The sequence below is a fragment of the Lichenicoccus sp. genome, assembly GCF_965276875.1.
In the GTDB taxonomy this organism is placed as follows: domain Bacteria; phylum Pseudomonadota; class Alphaproteobacteria; order Acetobacterales; family Acetobacteraceae; genus Lichenicoccus.
The window spans coordinates 464,154-486,157 of the sequence record NZ_OZ255701.1 but is presented as its reverse complement, the minus strand read 5'-3'; the positions used below and the strand labels follow the sequence as shown (position 1 = coordinate 486,157).

Genomic DNA, 22,004 nt, shown 5'->3' with positions numbered 1-22,004 from the left:
TGTGCTTCGCGAATTGCACTCTTATATGGAAAAGCTGATCGGTTCCACCAGGGGGCGTCGCAGTCCGCAGGTCTCGGCGCGTCGTATCAGGTCGTCCAGGGTGAGTTCGCGCAGACTGGCGCGCAGCCTGTCGTCGAGCTCGCGCCAGGTCGGCTCGATGACTCGGGCGAACAGCGCGCCGGTCGGCCCCTCCTCGCCTGTCGCGTCCTCGCAGAGGGCGGTCTCGACGATGTCGTTCAGGCGGATATCGCGTCGTGGCCGGCCGAGCCGGTAGCCGCCGCGCGGGCCGCGCACGCTTTCCAGCAGGCCGGAGCGCGACAGTCCCTGCAGCAGCGGCTCGATGCCGCGCCGTGCAAGGCCGGCGCGTTCGGCGATGTCGGCGGCGCTGACGGTGCCGGCGCGGCCGGCATGGAAGGCGACATCGAGCATGATGAGCACCGCGATCATCGCCCGGTCCCGCCGCAGCAGCATCATGCCCCTTCTCACGCACTCCGCCCTCTCTATATCAGGGTCGGTCACCCTGTTCCACGCGGCAAACCGGTCAATTGAGGGCGATGCCCATGAACAAGCCTCCACACGGCAGGACGCACGCGCCGGACGGGCTGTCGGCGGCCGGCGCCCCCCCGGCGCCGGTGTCGTTTGCGGCCCCACGCGGGCGGATCTATTCCAGCATCGTCGAGACCGTGGGCGGCACCCCGCTTGTGGCCCTGCCGCGTCTGACCCGCGAGGATCGGCTGCACGCCGACATCGCGCTCAAGCTCGAATTCTTCAATCCACTCGGCTCGGTGAAGGACCGGATCGGGGCGGCGATGGTGCTGCGCGCCGAGCAGGAGGGGCGGATTACGCCGGGCCGCACCGTGCTGGTCGAGCCGACGTCGGGCAATACCGGGATTGCGCTCGCCTTCGTTGCCGCAGCGCGCGGCTACCGGCTGGTGGTGACGATGCCGGACGGCGCCTCGATCGAGCGTCGCAAGATGCTGCGGCTGATGGATGTGCAGCTCGAGCTGACGCCGGCGCGTCTGGGCATGGCGGGCGCGATTGCGCGTGCCGAGGACATCCTGGCCGCCACCCCGGATGCCTGGATGCCGCGACAGTTCGACAATCCCGCCAATCCCGACATCCACGCCGAGACCACTGCCGAGGAGATCTGGGCCGATACGCAAGGCCGCGTCGATATCGTGGTGGCGGGTCTGGGCACCGGCGGCACCGCGAGCGGCATTGCGCGCCGGCTTAAGCCGCGCCGTCCGGGGCTTTTGGTCTACGGCGTCGAGCCGGCGGAGAGTGCGGTGCTGAACGGCGACGAGCCCGGCCCGCACGGCATTCAGGGGATCGGCGCCGGCTTCTGTCCTGGCGTGCTGGACATGGCGGCCCTGGACGGGGTTCTGACGGTCTCCGAGCGCGAGGCGATCGCGTCTGCCCGGCGATGCGCGCGGCTTGAAGGCGTGCCGATCGGCATTTCGTCCGGGGCGGCGCTGCACGCGGGCCTGGATCTGGCACGCGATCCCAAACACGCCGGCAAGCAGATCGTGGTGATCGCGCCGTCATTCGCCGAGCGTTATCTGTCGACGTCGCTGTTCGCCGGGCTCGGCTAACGCATCATGATTTCGACGCGCCGGTTCTGCGGCTCGCGCGTGTCGGCGGCGGTCTGTACCAGCGGGTGGCTCTCGCCGTAGCCGTGGATTTCGATAATGCTGCTGGGCACACCGTCGCGCACCAGTTCGGACTGCACCGCCTGGGCGCGTCGGACCGAGAGCGCCTGGTTGTAGGCGACGCCGCGCGGACCCGGGTGGGCGGCGGAGTTATCGGTGTAGCCGTCGACCTCGAGACGCGTGGTTTGCACCCGGGTAGAGGCCTGCGCCGCCTGGGCGATGATCTGCCTGGCGCGGTCGGAGAGATCGGCGCGGTCCCAGTCGAAGAACACCAGATAGGTGCGCGCCGGCGCCGGCGCGGGGGCGGTCTCGACAGGCTGCGCCGGGGGGGCCGGCGGTGGCGCCGGATTGAACTCGTAGCGCAGCCCGAGCAGCACGGAGTGATTATAGTCGGTGGTGATCACCTGGTTGCCGCGCGACAGACCGAAGGGACGTGGCCCGAAGGCGCCCTCGGTGCCGACCGCGCTGCCGTGGAAGCCTTCCGGGCTGAGCACCGAAAAGAAGCGGTATTCCGCGGTCATTGACAGGCCGACCACCCAGGGCACCGGGACGGACAGGCCGAACATCGCCTGCCAGGCGAAGTTTCCGTAGGTGCCGCCGGTGTTCTGCGCGTCCTCCAGGCTTGTTGCGTTGTAATTGGTGCTGAGATGGGTGCGTTCGTAGCCGGCGCCGACGCCGAAATATGGGAACAGCCAGCTCTTGCCGATATCCAGGTCGAACAGCGCATTGACCATGGCGCCGTAGTTCTCCTGGAAGCCGCCGGCGCTGGTGGGGAAACTGGTGCCGAGGAACTGGCGCAGGTCGTTGCGTCGGTAGTTGCCTTCGACTTCCACGCGCACGCCGTCGCCGAAGCCGTAGCCGACGCTGCCCAGTCCAGTATAGCCGAAATCGAAGCGATCGCGGCCGCCGGGGAACGCCGGTGAGAGCCGCACGGTCTCGTCCTGGAGATAATTCGCGCCGCCGGCGCCCGCCACATAGAGGCCGGTGACCGGCTGGGCGAGAGCGCGCGGGTCGGTGGCCAGCAGGGCAGCCCACACCGCGCCGGATGAAATCAACCCCAGCCGAGCAAGCCTCAAAGTTGGTCGCGCCATGATCCAGTTCCCAAGCTCGAGCGACCGCGCCAAGCTGCGCGAGCGTCCCCGCCTTTGCTCTAGCTGGTTTTTTCCTGTCGCAGAAGGGTGGCCTTTGGCGCTCGACCGGGGTGTGGACAGCTGACGGCAAACCCTTCGGGCTATCGCGGCCCGGGACCCGTTTCGGTGTAATCACAACAAAACAGTCAAAATGACATAAACTAACGCTTTTTACGCCCAAAGACGCCTGTTTGGGAAAGATCATTGCGTCAAGAAACGCGCCAAAGACATAGATCCATCCATGCGTCTGTCACGGGGCTGCGTTGCAATGTTGCAACAGCGGCTCGGATAGTGCTTCAGCGACCCAGTTTGACGGTATCGCTCTGTCACGTGGCCGTTACGTTGCAGGGACCGCAGCCGAAACCACCGGCGAGGCTAACAAGACGCCGGAGCCCCTCCGGTCATGCCGCCAGGAGAGCAGTCCACGATGCAACGCGTATCCCTATCCTCCCTGCGCAGCCGGCTTATCGGGTCTGTCGCGGTCACCGCCTTGCTGGGTGCGGCCCCAGCGCTGGCGCAGGCGACCGGCTCCAGCGGTGCCGCGGCGCAGACCCCGGCCGGGGGCGCCAGCCAGATTACCGGGACACCTGGCCCCGCGACGGCGGGACCGGTCGCCGGGTCCTCGCAGAACGTCATCGTCACCGGATCGCTGATCGCCCATACCAATGCCGCGAGCGAAAACCCGGTCACGGTCGTCTCTTCGCAGGACATCGCCCGCACCTCGTCGACGACCGTGACCGAGGTGCTGCAGAGGCTGCCATCGATCGGCTCCTCGGGGCTGTATTCCTCGACCAACAATGGTGGCGACGGCGCCTCCTGCGTCGATATCCGCAATCTCGGCATCTCGCGCACCCTGGTGCTGGTCGACGGCAAACGCTTCGTCCATAGCGGCATCTCGACCACCGACTGCGTTGACCTCAACAACATCCCTGTCCCGATGATCGACCGGATCGAGATCCTCAAGGACGGCGCGTCCTCGATCTACGGCGCCGACGCGGTCGCCGGCGTCGTCAACATCATTCTCAAGAAGCAATATACCGGCACCGTGGTTAATCTGGGCGGCCGCATCACCGATGTCGGCGACGCGCGCGAGGGCGACGCGAGCTTTCTGCACGGTTTCAACTTCGACCGCGGCAGCCTGTTGATTTCTGGCTCCGTGATCAATCGCGGCCCCGTGGAACAAAAGGACCGAAGCTGGGCAACGCCGATCGTCGTCTCCAACCCCGCGGGTGGCCCCCAGGTTTTCGGTTCGGGCACCCCGCTCGGCGGCCGCATCTTCGACAGCCCGACCACCAATGGTGCTGCCATCGGCAGCGGGTCGCTGCTCGCCACCGGCCCCAACAGTTTCGTGCCGTATAATCGCACGGCCGACGGATACGATTTCGGTCAGCCTTCGAGCCTGACCACCGGCCTGACCGACGAGAACATCAGCGGCAAGGGCTATTATGACGTCAACAGCCACATCGAGGCTTACGTCAACGCCTACTACACCCACAAAGTGTCCAACAACGACCTCGCACCGCAGCCGGTGACCGGCGGCTATGGCAGCAATCCAAACCTCCTGATCGTGCCGCAGGGCAATCCGTTCATCCCGGCCTCTCTGGGCGGCGAGGACTTGCAGCTCTACCGCCGGGTCGGCGAATTCGGCCATCGGCGCTACGAGGCCGACACCGACACATACCAGTTTGTCGGCGGCATTCGCGGCGACCTGATCGCCGGCTGGTCCTATGACGCATCCTACACCTACGGAAAATCGGTCAACACGATCAATACCTATGGCAGCGTCAATTTCCGCAAGTTCGAGCAGGAACTCGGCTTCCGCAACACCAGTGCGACCGATGCGAACGTTGGTGTATATGACCCGACGGTCTGCCAGGCGTCGGTGGGATGTTCGCTGATCAATCCCTTCGGGCCGACCTCTATTTCGCAAGCCGGCGTCAACTATGCACGCTACACGCAGCGCGACCAGGCAACGTTCCAGCTCCGTGATCTCAACTTCAGCCTGACCAATCCGAGCGTCGTGCAGCTTCCTTTCGGTCCGCTCGGGATTGCCGCCGGCATGGAGCATCGCGGCGAGCAGGGCACCTTCAATCCCGACCCGATCACCCAGGCCGGCGACAGCGCCGCGGCCCCGGCGGCGATCACCTCCGGCGGCTTCAACTCCACGGAAGGTTTCGGCGAACTGAGCATTCCAATCCTGGCCAACCTGCCCGGGGCAAAGGACCTGTCCGCCGACGTCTCCGGCCGCTACTCCGACTACAGCAATTTCGGCAACGCCAAGACCTGGAAGCTCGGCGGCAACTACACGCCTATCGAGGGCATCCGCTTCCGCGGCTCGATCGGCAACGCCTTCCGCCAGCCCGGAATCAACGAACTCTATGGCGGCCAGACGATCAGCTTCAATGCCGGCCACGATCCCTGCGACGCGCAGCAGATTCTGAGCTACACCGGTGTGGCCGGCGCCAACGTCGCCGCGAACTGCCGGTCCCAGGGCCTGCCCGCGACCTTTATTCAAAACGGCGCAGGACAGATTCAGACCCGCATCGGCGGCAATCCCAACCTGCAGCCGGAGACCTCGCGCACTTACACGTTCGGCGTCGTGCTGCAGCCGAAGTTCCTGAAGAATTTCGCAACCACCATCGACTACTGGCACACCAAGGTGGACCAATCGATCGGCCAGATCGACACGCAGACGATCCTCGACGGGTGCTACACCAGCGCCGGCCTGTCCAACCAGTTCTGCGGCCTGATCCGGCCGCGCGGCTCCGACGGGCAAATCCGCGAAGTCGAGGACATCTACCAGAATCTCGGCGTGACACGCACCGAGGGCATCGACTGGCAGCTCGACTACCTGATCAGGCTCGGCGGCGGCAAGGACCTGGCTCTGCATAACGACATGGCCGCCCTGGTCGGCTACGAGTCCCAGAACGTCCCCGACGGCCCGTTCATCAACTATACCGGACGGCTCGATTTCGGCATCGCTTATGGGCCGGCCTATCCGCGCATCCGCGACACCGCCTCAGCCGTCTTCGACCAGCATTTCGAGAAGAGTGAACTCTCGTTCGGCTACACGATGCGCTTCATCTCGGGTGTCACGTATTACAGCGGCGGCGACCTACAACCTGGAGTCGACGCCTCCTACCGCTCACCAGGCGTGTTCTACCACGACATCTTCCTGACCTATGACTGGCACCACGTCATCCTGACCGGCGGCGTCGACAACCTGCTCGACCGCAACCCGCCCTTCGTTCCGGACGCCTCATCGAACACCGCGCCGAGCGTCTATGACGTCATCGGCCGGCTGATCTACCTGAAGACCTCATTCCGCTTCTGAGTGCCACGCGGTTGGGGCTTCGTCCCTGACCGCAACTCGGGCGCGTGTTCGAACGACTTTTGTGCCGATCCTGACTGCGCGATCGTCCAATGCGACCTCGAGCAAGGATCGAAGCTGAGTGCGCATCTCAGCCGGAAGCATCGGCTCAGGGAGCACATTGATCATTCCGGCTCAACCTTGCGGCGTGCGTCGACAAGGTTGGCATCCCATCTAACCGAACGCGCTGAGGACGGCGCTACGCCACGGTCACGCCGCGCAGCATCATGACGCAGTCGCCACCGACATCGGCACGGATGCCGTTTCTGTCGCGCCAGGCGCTGGCGCGCAGCAGGCTGGGGCGGCCGATCTCGGTGCCCTGGCTGATCTCCCATGCCTGCCGATCATTGGCGCCGAGCGACAGCAGCAAGGCGGCTATTGTGGTGGCGGCACTGCCGGTCGCAGGATCCTCCCAGGTGCCATCCAGCGGCGAGAACAGCCGCGCCCGCAGACGCTGGCCGTCTTGCGCATAAAGATAGAGACCGAGGCGTCCGCCCAGGGCCGGGGTGGCGGCCGTCGCCCGGCGGAAACCCTCGAGGCTGGGTGTCGCACGCCCGAGGGCCTGCGGCAGCACCTCTGCGAAGACCAGCGGGTTGCCGGTAGAGGCCAGCAACGCGGGATGGGTGTCGGTGACAAGGTCCGCCTGGTCCAGGCCGATGCAGGCGGCGATCAGCTCCGGCCCGATCGCGCCGTGCAGTGACAGCGGCTGCGGCGCCGTGACCGTGGCGCCCTGGATGGCACCTTCGGGGCCGCGTGCGATCCGCACCTCGACCAGCCCGGCCAGCTCCTCGAAGCGCAGGACGTCGCCCGCGTTGCCGGCCGCTTGTGCCAACACGAAACCGGTGCCGACATTCGGATGGCCGGCGAAAGGCATTTCGTGGCTGGTGTTGAAAATCCGCACGCGGGCGGTGTTGGTCGGGTTGTCAGGAGGCAACACGAAGCTGGTCTCACTGAGATTGAACTCGCGGGCGAGGGCCTGCATGTCGCTGTCCGAAATGCCGCGCGCGTCGGGAAACACCGCGAGGGGATTGCCGCCGAAGCGACGCCCGGTAAACACGTCGACGGTCACGAACCGATGCTGCTTCATGGCGTATGCAACGCGCGGCGAGCAACGCCGTTTGGGTTCCTGATTGAACCGGAGATCTCGCCGATGCTGCCCGCGTCCCGCTTTGTCATTGCATCGGCCTTCGTCCTGCTATTGGGGCTCGCCGGCTGCAATGGTGCGACACCGCCCGAGGCCGCTGGCCAGGGCAATGCGCTCCCGGCAATGCAGCCGGGCCCGACAACAGTAGGGCCGGCGGGCCTTGGTCCAGCAGGACCAAGTTCGGCGCTCGGCTCGGGCAATCTCGCAAATCCCGGCGTGCCCTGAGGGGCAAACGCTGCACCATGCCAAAGCAGGATCAGTTTTCATGAAGCTCAGCGCCCGCAATCAGATCAAGGGTACGATTACTTCCGTGGTGAAGGGCCAGACGACCGGCCACGTTCATATCGACATCGGTCAAGGCGTCATTATTCATTCCTCCATTACCAACGAGGCGATTGACGACCTTGCCCTCAAGGTCGGCGACCATGCGACGGCAGTGATCAAGGCGTCCGACGTGATGGTCGCAGTCGACGCCTGAGACATGCCGGGCCTGAGACATGCAGGCAGGACGAGGGAAGGCGGCATTCGCCGCGGAACGAAGACAAAATGTGAAGGTTTTTGGTGCGGACGTCTTTGTCTGGCTGCTGTCAGGTTACTCCTTTCCGTTCGCGCTGCGTGCACCAGATCGCGAACGCCTGGATCAGTGCGGTGTCCTTGAGGCTGTCGAAGCGGCCGGAGGCACCGCCGTGGCCCGCTTCCATGTTGGTGCGCAACAGGATCGGTCTGTCGCCGGTGCCCATGGCGCGTAGCCGGGCGACCCATTTTGCCGGTTCCCAGTAGGTCACGCGGGAGTCGGACAGGCCGCCGAGGGCCAGGATCGCGGGGTAGGCTTGCTGCTTGATGTTCTGGTACGGGCAGTAGCCGGCGATCAGCCGATAGGCGGCCTCGTCCTCGATCGGGTTGCCCCATTCGGGCCATTCCGGCGGGGTCAGCGGCAGCGAGGTGTCGCACATGGTATTCAGCACATCGACGAACGGCACCTGTGCGGCGATGCCGGCGAACAGGTCCGGGCGCAGATTGGCGATCGCCCCCATCAGCATGCCGCCGGCCGAGGCGCCCTGGGCGACGATCCGGCCCGCACGTGTGTAATTGGCCGCGATCAGGTGCTCGGCGCAGGCGATGAAGTCGGTGAAGCTGTTGGGTTTGTTCGCACCCCGTCCGTCCAGGAACCAGCCCCAGCCCTTCTCCGAGCCGCCGCGCACATGCGCCGTGGCATGGATCCAGCCGCGATCGACCAGGCTCAGCGTGCGGGTGGAGAAGCCAGCACCAATGGCATGGCCATAGGAGCCGTAGCCGTAGAGGAGCAACGGCGCGCTGCCATCGAGCTTGGTGTCGTGACGCATCAGCAGGGTGATCGGCACCAGGGCACCGTCCGCGGCGCGCGCGTGCAGCCGCTCGGCGCGATAGAGCGAGGGGTCGTGGCCGCTGGGAATCACCTGGGTTTTGAGCAGCCGCCGGGTGCGGGCGGCCATGTCGTACTCGAACCATTGCCGCGGCGTCGTGGGCGACTGGTAGCTGTAGCGCAGGCTTGGTCCGTCATGTTCAAGGCTGGTGTCGAGGCTGAGCAGGCAGGCGGGTTCGGCGACGGCGATCTCGTGTGTTTGGCCATCGGCGGCGGTGATAACGATGACGTTGTTGGCCTCAAAACGCTCGAGGCGCACCAGGTGATCCGCGAAGGCGCTGACATGGACGATGAAGTGGCCGGGCCGGTGCGCCAGCCAGTCGCGCCAGTTCGCGCGCGAGGGGTCCTGCTCGGGGGCTTCCATCAGCTTGAAATCGACGGCGCCGTCGACGTTGGTGCGGATGATGAAGCGGCCGCCCCAGTGCGACAGGCTGTAGCGCACGCCGGGCCTGCGGGGTTCAACCAGGCGCGGGGCCGCTGTCGGATCGCAGGCCTCGATCAGCCGGACCTCGCTGGTCTCCTGGTTCGAGCAGTTGATCAGGATCCAGCGGCGCGAGGCGGAGACCGACACGCCGACGAAGAAGCCGGGATCGGCCTCGGCATGGACCAGCACGTCGGCACCGCCACGCGCCGGCCGGCGATAGAGACGCGAGGGCCGGCCGTTCTCGTCACGCCAGACCCAGAACAGATGCTGCGAGTCGGGTGAGAAGGCGAAGTCACCGGTGGCGCTCTCGGCGCCGCCGTCCAGGGTCTCGCCGCTGCCCGTGTCCTTGATCCGGATGCGGTAGACCTCGGAGCCCTGGCGGTCCTCGGCGTAGGCCAGCAACCGGTGGTCGGGACTGTGCTGGACCGAAGCCACGTCGAAATAATCGTGGCCGGCGGCGAGGGCTTCGATGTCGAGCAGGATGTGCTCGTCGCCTGATGTCCCGCGGGGGCTTCTTGCATGAACCGGATGCTCGGCGCCCGGTGCGTAGCGGGCATAATAGTCCCAAGGGCCGTCCGGCAACGGCGGGGACATCTCGTCCGGTTCCAGCCGATGCTTCATCTCGTCGAGAAGGGTGGCCTGCAATGCCTCGGTGGACCGCAGCATGGCCTCGCTGTAGGCGTTCTCGGCGCCGAGGTGGGCTGCGATATCGGCTCGCAGGACTGAAGGGTCGCGCAGCACGCGCTGCCAGTTCTCGTCCTTCATCCAGGCGTAGTCGTCGGTGCGGTCGTCACCGAAGCGGACGCTGTGCCGCGTCTGCCGAAGTGGGGAAGGTGGGTGGCCCGGGGCGGCGGAGATCATGCGTCATGCATGCCGCCGCCCCGGGCGATGTCAAGCGGGCTGCTTACGGGACGGTGAACGAGGCGGTCACCGCGGTCGTGCCCTGCTCGCCGTTCATGTAGTAGGTGACGTTATGCATGCCGGACGAGAGCGGCGGGCTGAAGGTTGCGACCAGTCTATGGCTGCCGACCGGCGAGCTGTCACGCAGCACCCCGTGATACTGTCCGTCGATCAGGAAACGGATGCCGCCGGCGACGGTCTGCGTCACGTTGCCGATCAGGTCGCCGCCGCTGAAGCTGAGCGAGGCGATCGCGAGCGCACCGGAGCTGCTGACGGGTGCGGGGGCCGGGGCAGGGACCGGGGCAGGCGCAGGTGGCGGCGACACCGGGCCGGGCGTTGGCAGCGGCGTGGGGGCGCCGCCGACCACGAAGGCCACGACGTTGGACGAGGCGCCGCCATCGATATAGAGCTGCACGGTATGGGTGCTGCCCGCGATCATCGAGGACATCTTCGCGGCATTGATGCCCAGCTTTGCGGCCGTTGCCGCGTAATCGGGCGCGCCGTCCTGCACGACGCCCTGGTAGCCGCCATCGAGCCGCCAGCGAACGGTGGCCCTGCCGCCGGTGGCCTTTGACCAGGCGACGGAAACACCATTGCCCGCATAGCCGGCGCTGCTGATCTTGAGACCGGAGGCCACCGGGACAGGCGTAGGGGTCGGCGTGGGGGTAGGTGTCGGTGTCGGCGTGGGAGCCGGCGCTGGTGGCGGTGTGGGTGTCGGGGTCGGTGTGGGTGTCGGGGTCGGAGACGGTGCGGGGATCGGGTTGGAGGTGCCGCCGCCGGCACTCTGGTCGGTCGGCGACCACCACATGGAGGCGAACTCGACCCAGTCGTCGGGGGTCTTGTCGTAGCCGGTCGCCTGCATCGCCATCTGCGCGCCGAGGGTATAGTTGCAGCCGCCATGTGCGTAGTCGGCGCGAACCTGGGTCGGCGGCGCGCTCATCTGCACCACCCCGTCGACCTTGAGCACCAGCGAGCCGGCACCCCAAACCATGTCGTAGTCGTGCATCGCGGTCATGTCGCCGACCGGATAGCTGATCGGCGTATGCATGATCTGGCCGTTATGGCCGCCGGCGCCGCCGTCGTAGAAATGGAACGTCGAATACAATGTACCGTTGGAGCCGTAATTCACCTCGAAGACGTCGACTTCGCCGATATGATTATCGTCCGATCCCCTGATGATGCCGGGCCAGCCTGGGTCATTGTCCGCCGGCCACATGATCGCGTTGGCACCCGGGCCGTTATTGATCTGACCGATGGCGGCGCGCCAATGGAAGTCGCCGTAACCGAAGCCACTCGCGCAGGACGTCGCCTGCTGCATCATGCCGGTGGTCGGCCAGCCCCTGTCGGCCGCGGAGGTGATCCACAGTCCCGAACTGCCGCCGAAATAGAACTGGTTGCCCCAGATGTTGTTCCAGATCTTCTGGTTGATGCCGCCGCTGCCGAACGGCGAGGTGTTGGCCGGCACCGCCGAGAAGTCCTGGCCGATATCCTTGCTGGCGTCGAAAACGGAGGGTGTATAGGCGCACGCGGGCGTGACGGTGGCGCCGCAGGCGAGGGCGGCGCCGGCGATGGTGGCGAGCAAAGCGTGCCTGCGGCCGCGGTTTGCAGCACGTGGGCGAAGAGTAGTGTGGCTGGTGATCACAATAGCGTTCCTCTGCCAATAACGTTGCAGTTACGCAACGTTGTGAATGTCGTTAATCCAGCTCGGGAGTCTGCGGATTGCAGGCTCGTTCCGGGTGCCACAGACTACAACGATCACGAATATTTTATCAACCTATATTAGGTCTATACAATATTCGGCGAGGGCTATTTATAGAACAAGCCGGTCCAAAATACGATATTGTCGCGAAACGACGTGGCGATCGTTAATGCGCCGGCAGGTTCGACATAGGCTTCGCCCAGCCGCACGCCGCCAGTCGCCGAACGCCGGACAGGGCGCATTTTCGCGACTCCCCCCGCCCAATCATGAGCCTGATCCCGTCCGGCGAGCCATGCCGCCTACCCGGACCCCGCCGCCTACCCGGACTCCAGTGTGCGCAGGGCCGCATCCCGCCCAAACAAGGCGAGCAATGCCGAGACCGCCTGCCCGCGCGCCGTCCGCAGGTCCGGATCGCGCGTAAGCAGGAGCTGGCTGTCCCGTCGCGCCAGCAACAGGGCGGCATCCGTGTTCGGGCCCGTCGCCAGCCTGAAGCCAGGCAGACCGGACTGTCGCCGGCCCATCAGGTCGCCGCCGCCACGCAGACGATGGTCGACATCGGCGATCAGGAACCCGTCCTCGCTGTCGCGCAGCAGCCGCAGGCGACGCCTGGCGTCGGCCCCGAGTTCGTCATCATGCAGCAGCAGGCAGTAGCTGCGCGCGCTGCCGCGTCCGACCCTGCCGCGCAACTGGTGCAACTGCGCCAAACCGAATCGCTCGGCATGCTCGACCACCATGATCGTCGCCGCGGGCACGTCGACGCCGACCTCGATCACCGTGGTCGCCACCAGGATGCGTGTGCGGCCGGCGGCGAAATCGTCAAGTGCCGCCTGCCGCACGGCACTCTCCTGGCGGCCGTGTGCGAGCCCCACGCAGGCGGCGCCGAAGCGCTCCGTCAGCACGGCCGCCCGTGCTTCGGCGGCGGCGACATCGAGGATCGCGTTCTCGCTGACCAGCGGGCATACCCAGAACACCTGCGCGCCGCCCGCGACCGCGCGTGCGACGCCGTCGCACACCAGGCCGGTCTGCTGGCGGCGATGCAGGCTGGTCTGGATCGCCAGACGCGCGGCCGGCTTCGCATCGAGCCGGCTGACCTCGATCTCGCCCCATCGCGTCAGCAGCAGGGTGCGCGGAATCGGGGTTGCGGTCATTACCAGGATGTCGGTCGCGTCGCCCTTTTCGCCCAGCCGCAGACGCTGCTCGACGCCGAAGCGATGCTGCTCGTCGATCACCGCCAGGCCCAGATCGGCGAACTCCACGCCCTGCTGGAACAAGGCATGGGTGCCGACCGCGAGCTTGATCGTGCCGTCGGCGAGTTGCGCGCGGGCACGCGTGCGCGCGACACCCTTGATGCTGCCGGTGAGCAGTGCTGCCGGCAGCGGCGACAGCCGGCTGAGGGTGCGGTGGTGCTGGCGCGCCAGGATCTCGGTCGGCGCCATCAGCACCGCCTGGGCGCCGGCTTCCGCCGCCGCCAGCATCGCCAGCACCGCAACCAGGGTCTTGCCGGCGCCGACATCGCCCTGCAGCAGGCGCATCATACGACGGGGGGCTGCGAGGTCGGCGTCGATCTCGGCGAGGACGCGGCATTGTGCCGCTGTCGGTGGGTGGCCGAACCGCGCCAGCGCCTGCGCGCGCAGACTGCCGTCGCCGCTGATGGCGCGGCCCGGACGGACACGGTTGCGCGCGCGCGCCTGCAGTGTCGCCACCTGATTGGCCAACAACTCGTCATAGCCGAGGCGCTCGCGCGCGCGCGCACGAACGAGCGCCATGTCGGCGTCCTCCGCGAGCGGCGCGTCGCCCGGGAAATGCAGCAGCCGCAGCGATTGCACGAAGCCGGGCCAGAGCCGCCGGCGCACCAGTTCAGCGTCGAGCCATTCGTCGAACATTCCCAACCGGGCCAGCGCCGCGCGCATCGCGCGTGCCACCACGACCGGCCGCAACCCCGCGGTCAGCCGCCAGACCGCCTCGATGGAGGGCACGAGAGCCGCGTCGGCGGCTGGCCGCAGGTGATCGGGCCCGACGATCCGCAGGCGCCCGGCATACTGCTCCAGCCGACCGGAGGCGACGATGCGCGCCCCGGGTGCAAGCCCACGCACTTGGCGCGGGCCGAAGAACACCAGCTCCGCCTCGCCGCTGCCGTCATCGACCCTGACCCGCCATGGTTGCCGCGCGGTGGCTGGTCGCAGCACGGCGCGCACGGTCACCGAGAGCGTGGCCACGCGGCCCGCCTCCAGGCCCTCGGCCGTGATCTCGCTTAAGGCCGGCCGCCAGCGTCGGTCGATGACCGCGATCTCCGGCAGGTGGAACAGCAGGTCGAGCAGCGTGGTGCCGCCGGCCGCGCGCGCCAGCAGGACGGCCGCGCTCGGCCGCAGCCCGGGCAGGCTCGCGATCGGGTCGTGCGCGGCATCGTTGAGCACAAGGGAGGCGGGCGGGATCATCACGCGGGCTGACAGGCGGGGGGTGCGCGGCTATATGACAGCCCGCGACCTGGAACAAAACCGCATGTCCACACCCCTGGGGCTCGACAACCGCCGCCGCCGTATCCTGTTTCGCGCCACCCATCGCGGCACGCACGAGACCGACATCCTGATCGGCGGCTTTGTGGCGGCAGGCATGTCCGGCTTCAGCGACGCCGAGCTCGATCAGCTCGAAGAGGTCATGGAGCTGGACGATGTCGATCTCGCCGACTGGCTGACCGGACGACGCCCGATACCGATTGAGGCTGAAACGCCGATGCTGCGCCGGATCGAGCAGGCGGCGCGGGGCGTTCACTCTTGAGTGGTGCCGCCACCATCTGGGGGGCGCCGGAGGGCTTCGATGCGCTGCTCCTGAGCCGGCGTCTGGCCGAGCATGACGGCCCACTTCTGCATGTCGCGCGCGACGATGCCGGGCTGGCGCGGATCGCCGATCTCGTCGGTTTCTTCTCGCCGCAGACCGAGGTGCTGCGCTTCCCCGCCTGGGATTGCCTGCCCTATGACCGCGCCTCGCCGAACCCGGCGATCGTCTCCGAGCGCGTCGCCACCCTGACCCGGCTGCTGGAGCCCGCCTTGGGGCGCCGTCTGGTGGTCAGCACGGTGAACGCGCTGGTGCAGCGTGTGCCGCCCCGCCACGCCTTCGCCGGCGCCTCGCTGCGGGTGGCGGTGGGCGAGAGCCTGGACGGCGCGTTCCTGATCGAGCTGTTGATCGCCAATGGCTATGGCCGCGCCGATACCGTGATGGAGCCGGGCGAGTTCGCCACCCGTGGCGGCATCTTCGACATCTATCCGGCCGGCGAGAGCGAGCCGATTCGGCTGGATCTGTTCGGCGACGAGGTCGAGAACATCCGCGGTTTCGATCCGACCAGCCAGCGCTCCACGACCAGGCGGTCGAGCCTGGTGCTGCGCCCTGTCGCGGAACTGTCCTTCGATGCCGCCAGCGTGTCGCGCTTCCGTTCCCACTGGCGCGAACAGTTCGGCCCGGAGGCGGCGGCCGATCCGCTCTATCTCAGCGTCTCCGACCTGCGCCGGCATAGCGGCGTCGAGCATTGGCTGCCGCTGTTCCATGAGACGCTGGAGACGCTGCTCGACTATTTGCCGGGCGTGGCGCTGAGCTTCGACCACCAGACCGACGAGGTGCTGAGTGGGCGCCTGGAGATGATCGCAGACCACGCCGAGGCGCGGCATCTGCCGGTGCGCGAAGGCGAGGCGCCCTATCGTCCGCTGCCGCCGAACCTGCTCTATCTCGACCGCAAGGACTGGCAGGCGATGCTGGCCGGCAGGCCCGCGATCGTCTTCAGCCCGTCCGCCATGCCCGAGGGAGCGACCGGCATCGATGCCGGGGGCCGCGGCGGGGTGATGTTCGCGCGTGCGACTGCCGGTGCGTCGCGCGAGGACGTGTTCGCCATGTTGCGCGAGCAGGCCGCGAGGTGGGCTTCTCAGGGAAGCAAGCGTCGCCACACCCTGCTCACCGCCTGGTCGCGCGGCTCGCGCGAACGTATCGCCGGGCTGTTGCGCGACCATCGCCTGCCGTTCCAGGTGATCGAGGCGTGGAGCGAGGCGCGCGGCGTGCCCGCGGGCAGCATCGGGCTGCTCACCTTAGGATTGGAGCGCGGCTTCGTGTCCGACGAGTTCGCGCTCGTCTCGGAGCAGGACCTGCTCGGCGAGCGGATCTCGCGACCGCCGCGCCGACGCAAGCGCGCCGACCAGTTCATCGCCGAAGCGACCGAGATCGCCGCCGGCGACCTGGTGGTGCACCAGGAGTACGGCATCGGCCGCTATGACGGGCTTGAGACCATCGGCGTCGGCTCGGCGCCGCATGATTGCCTGCGGCTGATCTACGACAACAGCCAGAAGCTGTTTTTGCCGGTGGAGAATATCGAGCTGCTCAGCCGCTTCGGCAGCGAGCAGAACGGCGTCGCCCTCGACAAGCTCGGCGGCGCCTCGTGGCAGACACGCAAGGCGCGGATGAAGAGCCGTATCCGCGACATGGCGGGCGAGCTGATACGGACCGCGGCCGCCCGGCAGTTGCGCGAGGCGCCGAGCCTGGCACCGGCCGAAGGCAGTTGGGACGAGTTCTGCGCGCGCTTTCCCTTCGTCGAGACCGAGGACCAGACGCGCGCCATCGCCGACGTGCTCGAGGACATGGCCGCCGGCCGGCCGATGGACCGGCTGATCTGCGGCGATGTCGGCTTCGGCAAGACCGAGGTGGCGCTGCGTGCCGCCTTCGTCGCCGCGATGTCGGGCGCGCAGGTCGCCGTCGTGGTGCCGACGACCTTGCTGGCGCGCCAGCACCACCGCACGTTCGGTGCGCGCTTCGCCGGTCTGCCAATCAGGGTGGAGCAGCTCTCGCGCATGGTGGGCGCCAAGGACGCGGCTTCGGTGAAGAAGGGCATCGCCGACGGCTCGGTGAACATCGTCATCGGCACCCATGCTTTGCTTGCCAAGGGCATCGAGTTCGCCGATCTCGGGCTGCTGGTGGTCGACGAGGAGCAGCATTTCGGCGTCGGCCACAAGGAGAAGCTCAAGGCACTGCGCGAGGACGTGCATGTGCTGACACTCAGCGCCACGCCGATCCCGCGCACCCTGCAGCTCGCACTGACCGGGGTGCGCGAGATGAGCCTGATCGCAAGTCCGCCGACCGACCGGCTGGCGGTGCGTACCTTCATCATGCCGTTCGACAGCGTCGTCGTGCGCGAGGCGTTGCAGCGCGAGCGCTTCCGCGGCGGCCAGGTGTTCTGCGTGGTGCCGCGTATCGAGGACCTCGCGCGCATGGGCGAGCGGCTGCGCGAAATCGTCCCCGAGGCGCGGCTGATCGAGGCGCATGGCAGGCTGGCGCCGAGTGAGCTGGAGCGGGTGATGACCGAGTTCAGCGACGGCCGGCACGACATCCTGCTCTCGACCAACATTGTCGAGAGCGGCCTGGACATGCCCTCGGTCAATACGCTGCTGATCCACCGCGCCGACATGTTCGGGCTCGGCCAGCTCTATCAGTTGCGCGGCCGGGTCGGTCGCGGCAAGCAGCGCGGCTACGCCTATCTGACCTGGCCGCAGAACCATCTGCTGTCACCGGCGGCGGAGAAGCGCCTGGAAGTCATGCAGACGCTCGATCAGCTCGGCGCCGGCTTTACCCTCGCCTCGCACGACCTGGATCTGCGCGGCGCCGGCAACCTGCTCGGCGACGAGCAATCCGGCCATATCCGCGAGGTCGGCATAGAGCTGTATCAGCAGATGCTGGAAGACGCGGTCGCGGACCTGCGCGTCGAGAAGGGCCGCAGGCGGGCCGAGGACCGCGACTGGACCCCGGCGATCGTGCTCGGCTTGCCGGTGCTGATCCCGGAGAGCTATGTCGCCGAGCTGCCGGTGCGGCTTGGCCTGTATCGTCGCATCGGCGCGCTTCAGTCGGACGCGGAGACCGAGGCGATGGCGGCCGAGCTGGTCGATCGTTTCGGCCCGCTGCCCGACGAGGTCGAGAACCTGCTGCGCGTGGTCACCCTCAAGCGGCTGTGTCGCACTGCCGGCATCGAGAAGCTGGAGGCGGGCCCGAAGGGCATGGTGCTGCAATTCCGTGGCAACGCGTTCGCCAATCCGGCTGGCCTGATCGCCCTGATCGGCCGCAAGAGCCAGGACGGCATGCGGCTTCGCCCGGACCACAAGCTCGCGGTGTTGCGCGAGATGACCACGGCGCAGCGTATCGACGAGGCCCATGCCATCGTCGGCAACCTGGAGAAGCTGGTGCGCGAGGCGGCCTGATTCTTACCCCTGACGCAGCAGCGCAATCTGCGCACGCGCCTGATCGGAGGCGTCGCTTGACGGCACCAAGGCGAGAAAGCGTTCCAGGCAGGCGATCGCATCGTCGGTCTGCCCAAGGACACGATGCAGGTCCGCCGCCTGCAACCAATGTGGGGCGACGTCGGGCGCCATCAGCAGCATGCCCTCGAGCGAGGCCAACGCGCCAACTCTGTCACCAGCCGCCGCACGCCGCCCCACCAGATTGCGTTGCAGCCGCAGCAGCACGTCGCGAACCGCCATCGGCCGCAGCATACCGGGTTCGATCGGTGTCGGGTGGCCGGTGATCCCGGCGAGCAGCGCCAGCAGGTCGGGTGAGCCGACCGTCGCCCCCTCGCCAAACACGTCGATCAGCGTTCCCGCCCCCTGGGCGCCACCAAGTGCGACCAGAAAGTGGCCGGGAAAATCGATTCCCCAGCCCTCCCATCCGGCGGCGTGTATGCAGTGCAGCCAGATTACGCCGAGCGCCACCGGCAGCCCCCGCCGCCGCTCGATGACCCGGATCAGGTTTGCATTATCAAGGTCGTCGTAGGTCTCGCGGTCGCCGCGATAGCCGAAGCGTGCGTGAATCAATCCCGCCAACGCGCCGATCCGCGCCTCCGCCGTCCGCCCGTTCAGCACCGCGCCAATGGCAGCGGCCTCGCGCGCCAGGAGAGAGAGATGCGCGGACGCATCAAGCCAGTCACGCTCGGGAGCACCCAGACGCGCGAGTTGCAAGGCTGCCACCGCAGGCTCAATCTCAATGTCCGGAAGCCGTCCGATGGCCTTCAACGCCTGCTTTGGATCCGCCACTGAGTCCGCCCTTCGTGCAACTTGAAATATCTTTGAGCGCATGGTGAGTTGCTTGTGACGCAACAAAATTGAAGCCGATGCCGAGAAACGTCGTTGCAGGTTCAAGATCAACAGTAAGTTCAGCGGGCCGGATCAAATCCCTCGACTCTCTGCGTGGGGTCGCGGCACTGACCGTGGTCTTCTATCACTGCTTCCTGCTGTTTCCGGGTTCCTACGCTTATCATCATTCGCCGTTTCACGGTGGCGCGCGTGACCTGTATAGCTGGTTCACACGCTCGCCTCTCTGCCTCGCGATAAGCGGCCCTGCCGCGGTTCTTGTGTTCTTCGCGCTTAGCGGCCTCGTCCTGACCTTTCCTCTGACAAGAGGTCAATTGGTGCGGGAATATTACGTGAAACGGATTCTGCGGATCTGGCCGCCGTTCGCGGTCGCGATCCTGTTCTCCGTCATTCTGGAATGGTTTGTACAGCCCGGGCCAATCGAAGGCTTTGGCCGCTGGATCAGCTTTACCTGGAACGAGCCGCTGAGCGCCGGGCTTGTTCGCGAGCACCTCCTGCTTCTTGGCGGTACGCGTAACGGGCTAGACAACCCCATGTGGAGCCTCACCCACGAGATGCGGGTGTCGCTGATTTTCCCGGCCCTCGTGCTCGCGATGCGTGCGACGCCGATCCTGACTTGCGTCATATCGGTCCTGATGCTCGGCCTCGCGGCTGTGTTGCCCGCGCACGGGAACATCATTACCACGCAACTGGCGATGACCGCCTCCTATCTGTTCCTGTTCGCGTCCGGCGCCTTGCTTGGGCTTCACCTCCGTGCGGTGCGCAGCTTTGTCGCGGGCCTGCCGGCATGGGCGAGCGTTACCGCATGGATTTTCGCTCTCTCTCTGACGACCCTGACACCCGGTCCGAACAGTGCGGTTGGCTCGATTTGTAATGGCGTCCTGCTGCTCGTGGCCGGTCTCGGCGCCTTGGCGATCGTGGCGCTGTGCACGACCGAGAACCGGGTGACGCACTGTCTCGAGACCCCGTTTCCGAGCTGGCTGGGCCGGATTTCCTACAGCTTGTATCTGGTCCATGTCCCGATCATCGTTGGCTTTGCATACAGCTTTCCGCACGCCGACAAGTTGCTTCTTATTACGGCCGGCATCGCGGTTTCCGTGCTGGCAGCCGAGGCCTTGAACCGGCTGATCGAAACTCCGTCGGAGATCAGCGGCCGATGGCTTGCACACAAGTTGAGGCTCGCGAAAGCGGGTTCCTGTCCGCGGATAGCCGAGTAGCGGCAATGCCTATCAGCGAGCAGGGCTGGCGATGTCCGAATGTCTATACTATGTGTAGACGTATGGTTCGGGTCGGAGAGTCGCGTGCAGGGCGTGGTAAAGAAGTGGGGCAACAGCGCCGCGGTGCGTATCCCGGCCGCGGTGCTGGAGGCGGCGCAGGTTCGACTGGATCAGCAGGTTGACGTGCGCGAGGAAGGCGGTCGGATCGTAATCGAGCCGTTGCGGCCGGCGCGCTACGATGTCGAAGCCTTGATTGCCGGGATCAGTGACGAAAACCGCCATGACCCGGTCGGCATGGGCAAGCCGGTCGGCGGGGAATTCTGGTAATGGCGCCGGGCTATGTGCCCGATGCCGGAGATATCGTCTGGCTCCAGTTCAACCCCCAGGCAGGTCATGAACAGGCTGGACACAGACCGGCCGTGGTCCTGAGCCCAGCCGGCTACAACGGCCGCACCGGCATGATCCTGTGCTGCCCGACGACGACCCGGATCAAAGGCTACCCGTTTGAGGTGACGTTGGCTGGCAGCCCCCCAAGCGTAGCACTTGCCGATCAGGTCAAGAGCCAGGACTGGCGTGCCCGCAACGCAACCCGCAAAGGCCGCGCGCGTGCATCCGAGTTGGCCGAGTTGCGGGCCAAGCTGATCGCGCTGATCGGATGACGACCCCGGAACCCGCTGACGGCGAGACCACAAGAATCAGGAGACCACGGATGAGCGAGCTTCCCGAGGGCATGGCGCTGACGCCGCTCAACCCGGCGTTCCGAGAGCATCCGCACGCCATACTCGAGGCCCTTCGGGCGGCCGCCCCCGTGCACCTCGACCGCGCGTTCGAGAGGTTCTACCTGACGCGCTACGCCGATGTTCGCGCCGTGCTGAACGATCGCAGCCTCGCCGTCGACCCGCGCAAGCTCCGTGAGGACAGCCCCGATCGCCGCAACCTCCCCGACGATGACGATCTTTCCATGCTCCGGCTCGACGATCCCGACCACAAGCGATTGCGCGGCCTGGTGGCACAGGCGTTCAACCAGCGATCCACCGATGCGATGCGGCCACGTATCGCCGAGGTGGCCTCGGCTCTGCTCGACGACCTCGCAGGCGCGCCTTCCTTTGACCTGCTCGAAGCCTATGCCGCACCGCTGCCGACGATCGTGATTGCCGAGATGATGGGCGTCGACGCCACCGACCTGCCGTCGTTCAGGCGGTGGTCCGACGCCATGATCCATGTCTTCAATCCGGCGCCAACCGACGCCCAGCGCGAACGCCTGATTGATGCCGACCGCAACCTGAAGGACTATTTCGCCGATGTGGTGGCACGGCGTCGCCGGGTGCCGCGGGACGATCTCGTGGGCGCCCTGGCGGCCGCCGAGGAGCAGGGCGAGCGGTTGAGCGCCCAGGAGATCGTGACCACCTGTAACCTGCTGCTGTTAGCAGGCAACATGACAACCACCGACCTGATCGGGAACGGCGTCCTGGCGCTGCTTGAGCACCCGGCGGAACTCGGCAAGCTGCAGACGTCCCCTCAGTTGATCCGCAATGCCGTCGAGGAGATGCTCCGCTTTGACCCGCCGGTGGCGCAGGTCATGCGGGTCGCGACCTGTCCGACCACGATTGGCGGCTGCCCGATCGCGGCACAGGACAAGATCGAGTCGTCGCTGCTTGCGGCCGGCCGGGATCCGGCCGTGCATGCCGACCCGCATCGCTTCGACGTTGAGCGGCTGGACCCCAGCCACGTCGCGTTCGGCGGCGGAGTGCATTTCTGTCTGGGCGCGCCGCTGGCCCGGGCCGAGGCGCAGATCGGTATCACTGCGCTGCTCGATCACTTTCCATCGCTCTCGCTCGATCCCGCGCGGCCACCGAGGCGCAAGGCTGCGCCGACATTCAACGGGTTGGAAGCGCTGTGGCTGGTTGCCGCGGCGCGCACCGACGCGTAATGGATCGCCAGCGGCGCGGTCGACTGCGAT

Annotated in this window: 17 protein-coding genes; 10 read left to right on the top strand and 7 right to left on the bottom strand. The window is 66.8% G+C overall.

Going from position 1 to position 22,004, the window contains the following annotated elements; translation table 11 throughout:
- Positions 1-21: 21 nt before the first annotated feature.
- A complete protein-coding gene (locus ACQY4K_RS02460) occupies positions 22-471 on the bottom strand; it encodes an RrF2 family transcriptional regulator (RefSeq protein WP_428395916.1) in 450 nt (149 codons plus the stop codon).
- Positions 472-560: 89 nt separating this feature from the next.
- On the opposite strand from ACQY4K_RS02460, the gene cysK reads away from it, so the two are divergent.
- Positions 561-1,592 (top strand): cysteine synthase A, encoded by a 1,032-nt coding sequence (cysK, locus tag ACQY4K_RS02455; protein ID WP_428393128.1) that lies wholly within the window; start codon positions 561-563, stop codon positions 1,590-1,592.
- Here cysK and ACQY4K_RS02450 read toward each other — a convergent pair.
- Positions 1,589-2,740, bottom strand: coding sequence for an OmpA family protein (locus tag ACQY4K_RS02450; protein WP_428393126.1), 1,152 nt, complete (start codon positions 2,738-2,740; stop codon positions 1,589-1,591). The genes cysK and ACQY4K_RS02450 overlap by 4 nt on opposite strands.
- Positions 2,741-3,206: 466 nt before the next feature.
- Between ACQY4K_RS02450 and ACQY4K_RS02445 the strand changes: the two genes are divergently transcribed.
- Positions 3,207-6,113 carry a TonB-dependent receptor domain-containing protein gene (locus ACQY4K_RS02445; RefSeq protein ID WP_428393124.1) on the top strand — a complete coding sequence of 969 codons (2,907 nt, stop codon included), beginning with the start codon at positions 3,207-3,209 and terminating at the stop codon, positions 6,111-6,113.
- A gap of 235 nt (positions 6,114-6,348) precedes the next feature.
- Here the strand turns inward: ACQY4K_RS02445 and ACQY4K_RS02440 are convergent, their stop codons facing one another.
- Positions 6,349-7,236, bottom strand: coding sequence for a PhzF family phenazine biosynthesis protein (locus ACQY4K_RS02440; protein WP_428393122.1), 888 nt, complete (start codon positions 7,234-7,236; stop codon positions 6,349-6,351).
- A gap of 63 nt (positions 7,237-7,299) precedes the next feature.
- Here ACQY4K_RS02440 and ACQY4K_RS02435 point away from each other — a divergent pair, with 63 nt between their 5' ends.
- Both ACQY4K_RS02435 and ACQY4K_RS02430 read left to right on the top strand, forming a co-directional pair.
- Positions 7,300-7,518, top strand: a complete 219-nt coding sequence (locus ACQY4K_RS02435) for a hypothetical protein (protein ID WP_428393120.1) — start codon at positions 7,300-7,302, stop codon at positions 7,516-7,518.
- Between the two features lie 40 nt (positions 7,519-7,558).
- On the top strand, positions 7,559-7,771 hold the full coding sequence (locus ACQY4K_RS02430; protein WP_428393118.1) for a TOBE domain-containing protein: 213 nt from the start codon (positions 7,559-7,561) through the stop codon (positions 7,769-7,771).
- 109 nt (positions 7,772-7,880) lie between these two features.
- On the opposite strand, the gene ACQY4K_RS02425 is transcribed toward ACQY4K_RS02430, so the two are convergent.
- The 3 genes from ACQY4K_RS02425 to recG all read right to left on the bottom strand — a co-directional run bounded on the left by ACQY4K_RS02425 (position 7,881) and on the right by recG (position 14,153).
- Entirely contained in the window at positions 7,881-9,980 is a 2,100-nt protein-coding gene (locus ACQY4K_RS02425; RefSeq protein WP_428393117.1) for a S9 family peptidase, read from the bottom strand.
- Positions 9,981-10,023: 43 nt separating this feature from the next.
- The gene (locus tag ACQY4K_RS02420) at positions 10,024-11,661 is read right to left on the bottom strand and encodes a hypothetical protein (RefSeq protein WP_428393116.1); all 1,638 of its coding nucleotides are present in this window, start codon (positions 11,659-11,661) and stop codon (positions 10,024-10,026) included.
- Between the two features lie 374 nt (positions 11,662-12,035).
- The gene (gene recG / locus ACQY4K_RS02415; RefSeq protein ID WP_428393114.1) at positions 12,036-14,153 is read right to left on the bottom strand and encodes an ATP-dependent DNA helicase RecG; all 2,118 of its coding nucleotides are present in this window, start codon (positions 14,151-14,153) and stop codon (positions 12,036-12,038) included.
- 64 nt (positions 14,154-14,217) lie between these two features.
- Between recG and ACQY4K_RS02410 the strand changes: the two genes are divergently transcribed.
- Positions 14,218-14,493, top strand: coding sequence for a succinate dehydrogenase assembly factor 2 (locus tag ACQY4K_RS02410; RefSeq protein WP_428393112.1), 276 nt, complete (start codon positions 14,218-14,220; stop codon positions 14,491-14,493).
- Positions 14,490-17,942: a transcription-repair coupling factor gene (mfd, locus tag ACQY4K_RS02405; RefSeq protein ID WP_428393110.1), complete on the top strand. Its 3,453-nt coding sequence runs from the start codon at positions 14,490-14,492 to the stop codon at positions 17,940-17,942. Before ACQY4K_RS02410 ends, mfd begins: the two co-directional genes overlap by 4 nt.
- Positions 17,943-17,945: 3 nt before the next feature.
- Here mfd and ACQY4K_RS02400 read toward each other — a convergent pair whose 3' ends face one another.
- Positions 17,946-18,704, bottom strand: a complete 759-nt coding sequence (locus ACQY4K_RS02400; RefSeq protein WP_428393108.1) for a SirB1 family protein — start codon at positions 18,702-18,704, stop codon at positions 17,946-17,948.
- 143 nt (positions 18,705-18,847) lie between these two features.
- On the opposite strand from ACQY4K_RS02400, the gene ACQY4K_RS02395 reads away from it, so the two are divergent.
- The 4 genes from ACQY4K_RS02395 (at position 18,848) to ACQY4K_RS02380 (ending at position 21,974) form a co-directional block, all read left to right on the top strand.
- On the top strand, positions 18,848-20,044 hold the full coding sequence (locus ACQY4K_RS02395; RefSeq protein ID WP_428395914.1) for an acyltransferase family protein: 1,197 nt from the start codon (positions 18,848-18,850) through the stop codon (positions 20,042-20,044).
- An 84-nt stretch (positions 20,045-20,128) separates the two neighbouring features.
- Complete coding sequence (locus ACQY4K_RS02390; protein ID WP_428393106.1) at positions 20,129-20,371, top strand: AbrB/MazE/SpoVT family DNA-binding domain-containing protein; 243 nt, start codon at positions 20,129-20,131, stop codon at positions 20,369-20,371.
- Positions 20,371-20,703, top strand: a complete 333-nt coding sequence (gene mazF / locus ACQY4K_RS02385) for an endoribonuclease MazF (RefSeq protein WP_428393104.1) — start codon at positions 20,371-20,373, stop codon at positions 20,701-20,703. The genes ACQY4K_RS02390 and mazF overlap by 1 nt, the downstream gene beginning before the upstream one ends.
- 50 nt (positions 20,704-20,753) lie before the next feature.
- Positions 20,754-21,974: a cytochrome P450 gene (locus ACQY4K_RS02380; RefSeq protein WP_428393102.1), complete on the top strand. Its 1,221-nt coding sequence runs from the start codon at positions 20,754-20,756 to the stop codon at positions 21,972-21,974.
- The last annotated feature ends 30 nt before the right edge of the window (positions 21,975-22,004 follow it).

Excerpts from the sequence above, each read along its gene's own strand:
- ACQY4K_RS02460 (WP_428395916.1), bottom strand. The coding sequence starts at position 471 with ATGCTGCTGCGGCGGGACCGGGCGATGATCGCGGTGCTCATCATGCTC.
- cysK (WP_428393128.1), top strand. The coding sequence starts at position 561 with ATGAACAAGCCTCCACACGGCAGGACGCACGCGCCGGACGGGCTGTCG.
- ACQY4K_RS02450 (WP_428393126.1), bottom strand. The coding sequence starts at position 2,740 with ATGGCGCGACCAACTTTGAGGCTTGCTCGGCTGGGGTTGATTTCATCC.
- ACQY4K_RS02445 (WP_428393124.1), top strand. The coding sequence starts at position 3,207 with ATGCAACGCGTATCCCTATCCTCCCTGCGCAGCCGGCTTATCGGGTCT.
- ACQY4K_RS02440 (WP_428393122.1), bottom strand. The coding sequence starts at position 7,236 with ATGAAGCAGCATCGGTTCGTGACCGTCGACGTGTTTACCGGGCGTCGC.
- ACQY4K_RS02435 (WP_428393120.1), top strand. The coding sequence starts at position 7,300 with ATGCTGCCCGCGTCCCGCTTTGTCATTGCATCGGCCTTCGTCCTGCTA.
- ACQY4K_RS02430 (WP_428393118.1), top strand. The coding sequence starts at position 7,559 with ATGAAGCTCAGCGCCCGCAATCAGATCAAGGGTACGATTACTTCCGTG.
- ACQY4K_RS02425 (WP_428393117.1), bottom strand. The coding sequence starts at position 9,980 with ATGATCTCCGCCGCCCCGGGCCACCCACCTTCCCCACTTCGGCAGACG.
- recG (WP_428393114.1), bottom strand. The coding sequence starts at position 14,153 with ATGATCCCGCCCGCCTCCCTTGTGCTCAACGATGCCGCGCACGACCCG.
- ACQY4K_RS02410 (WP_428393112.1), top strand. The coding sequence starts at position 14,218 with ATGTCCACACCCCTGGGGCTCGACAACCGCCGCCGCCGTATCCTGTTT.
- ACQY4K_RS02395 (WP_428395914.1), top strand. The coding sequence starts at position 18,848 with ATGCCGAGAAACGTCGTTGCAGGTTCAAGATCAACAGTAAGTTCAGCG.
- mazF (WP_428393104.1), top strand. The coding sequence starts at position 20,371 with ATGGCGCCGGGCTATGTGCCCGATGCCGGAGATATCGTCTGGCTCCAG.
- ACQY4K_RS02380 (WP_428393102.1), top strand. The coding sequence starts at position 20,754 with ATGAGCGAGCTTCCCGAGGGCATGGCGCTGACGCCGCTCAACCCGGCG.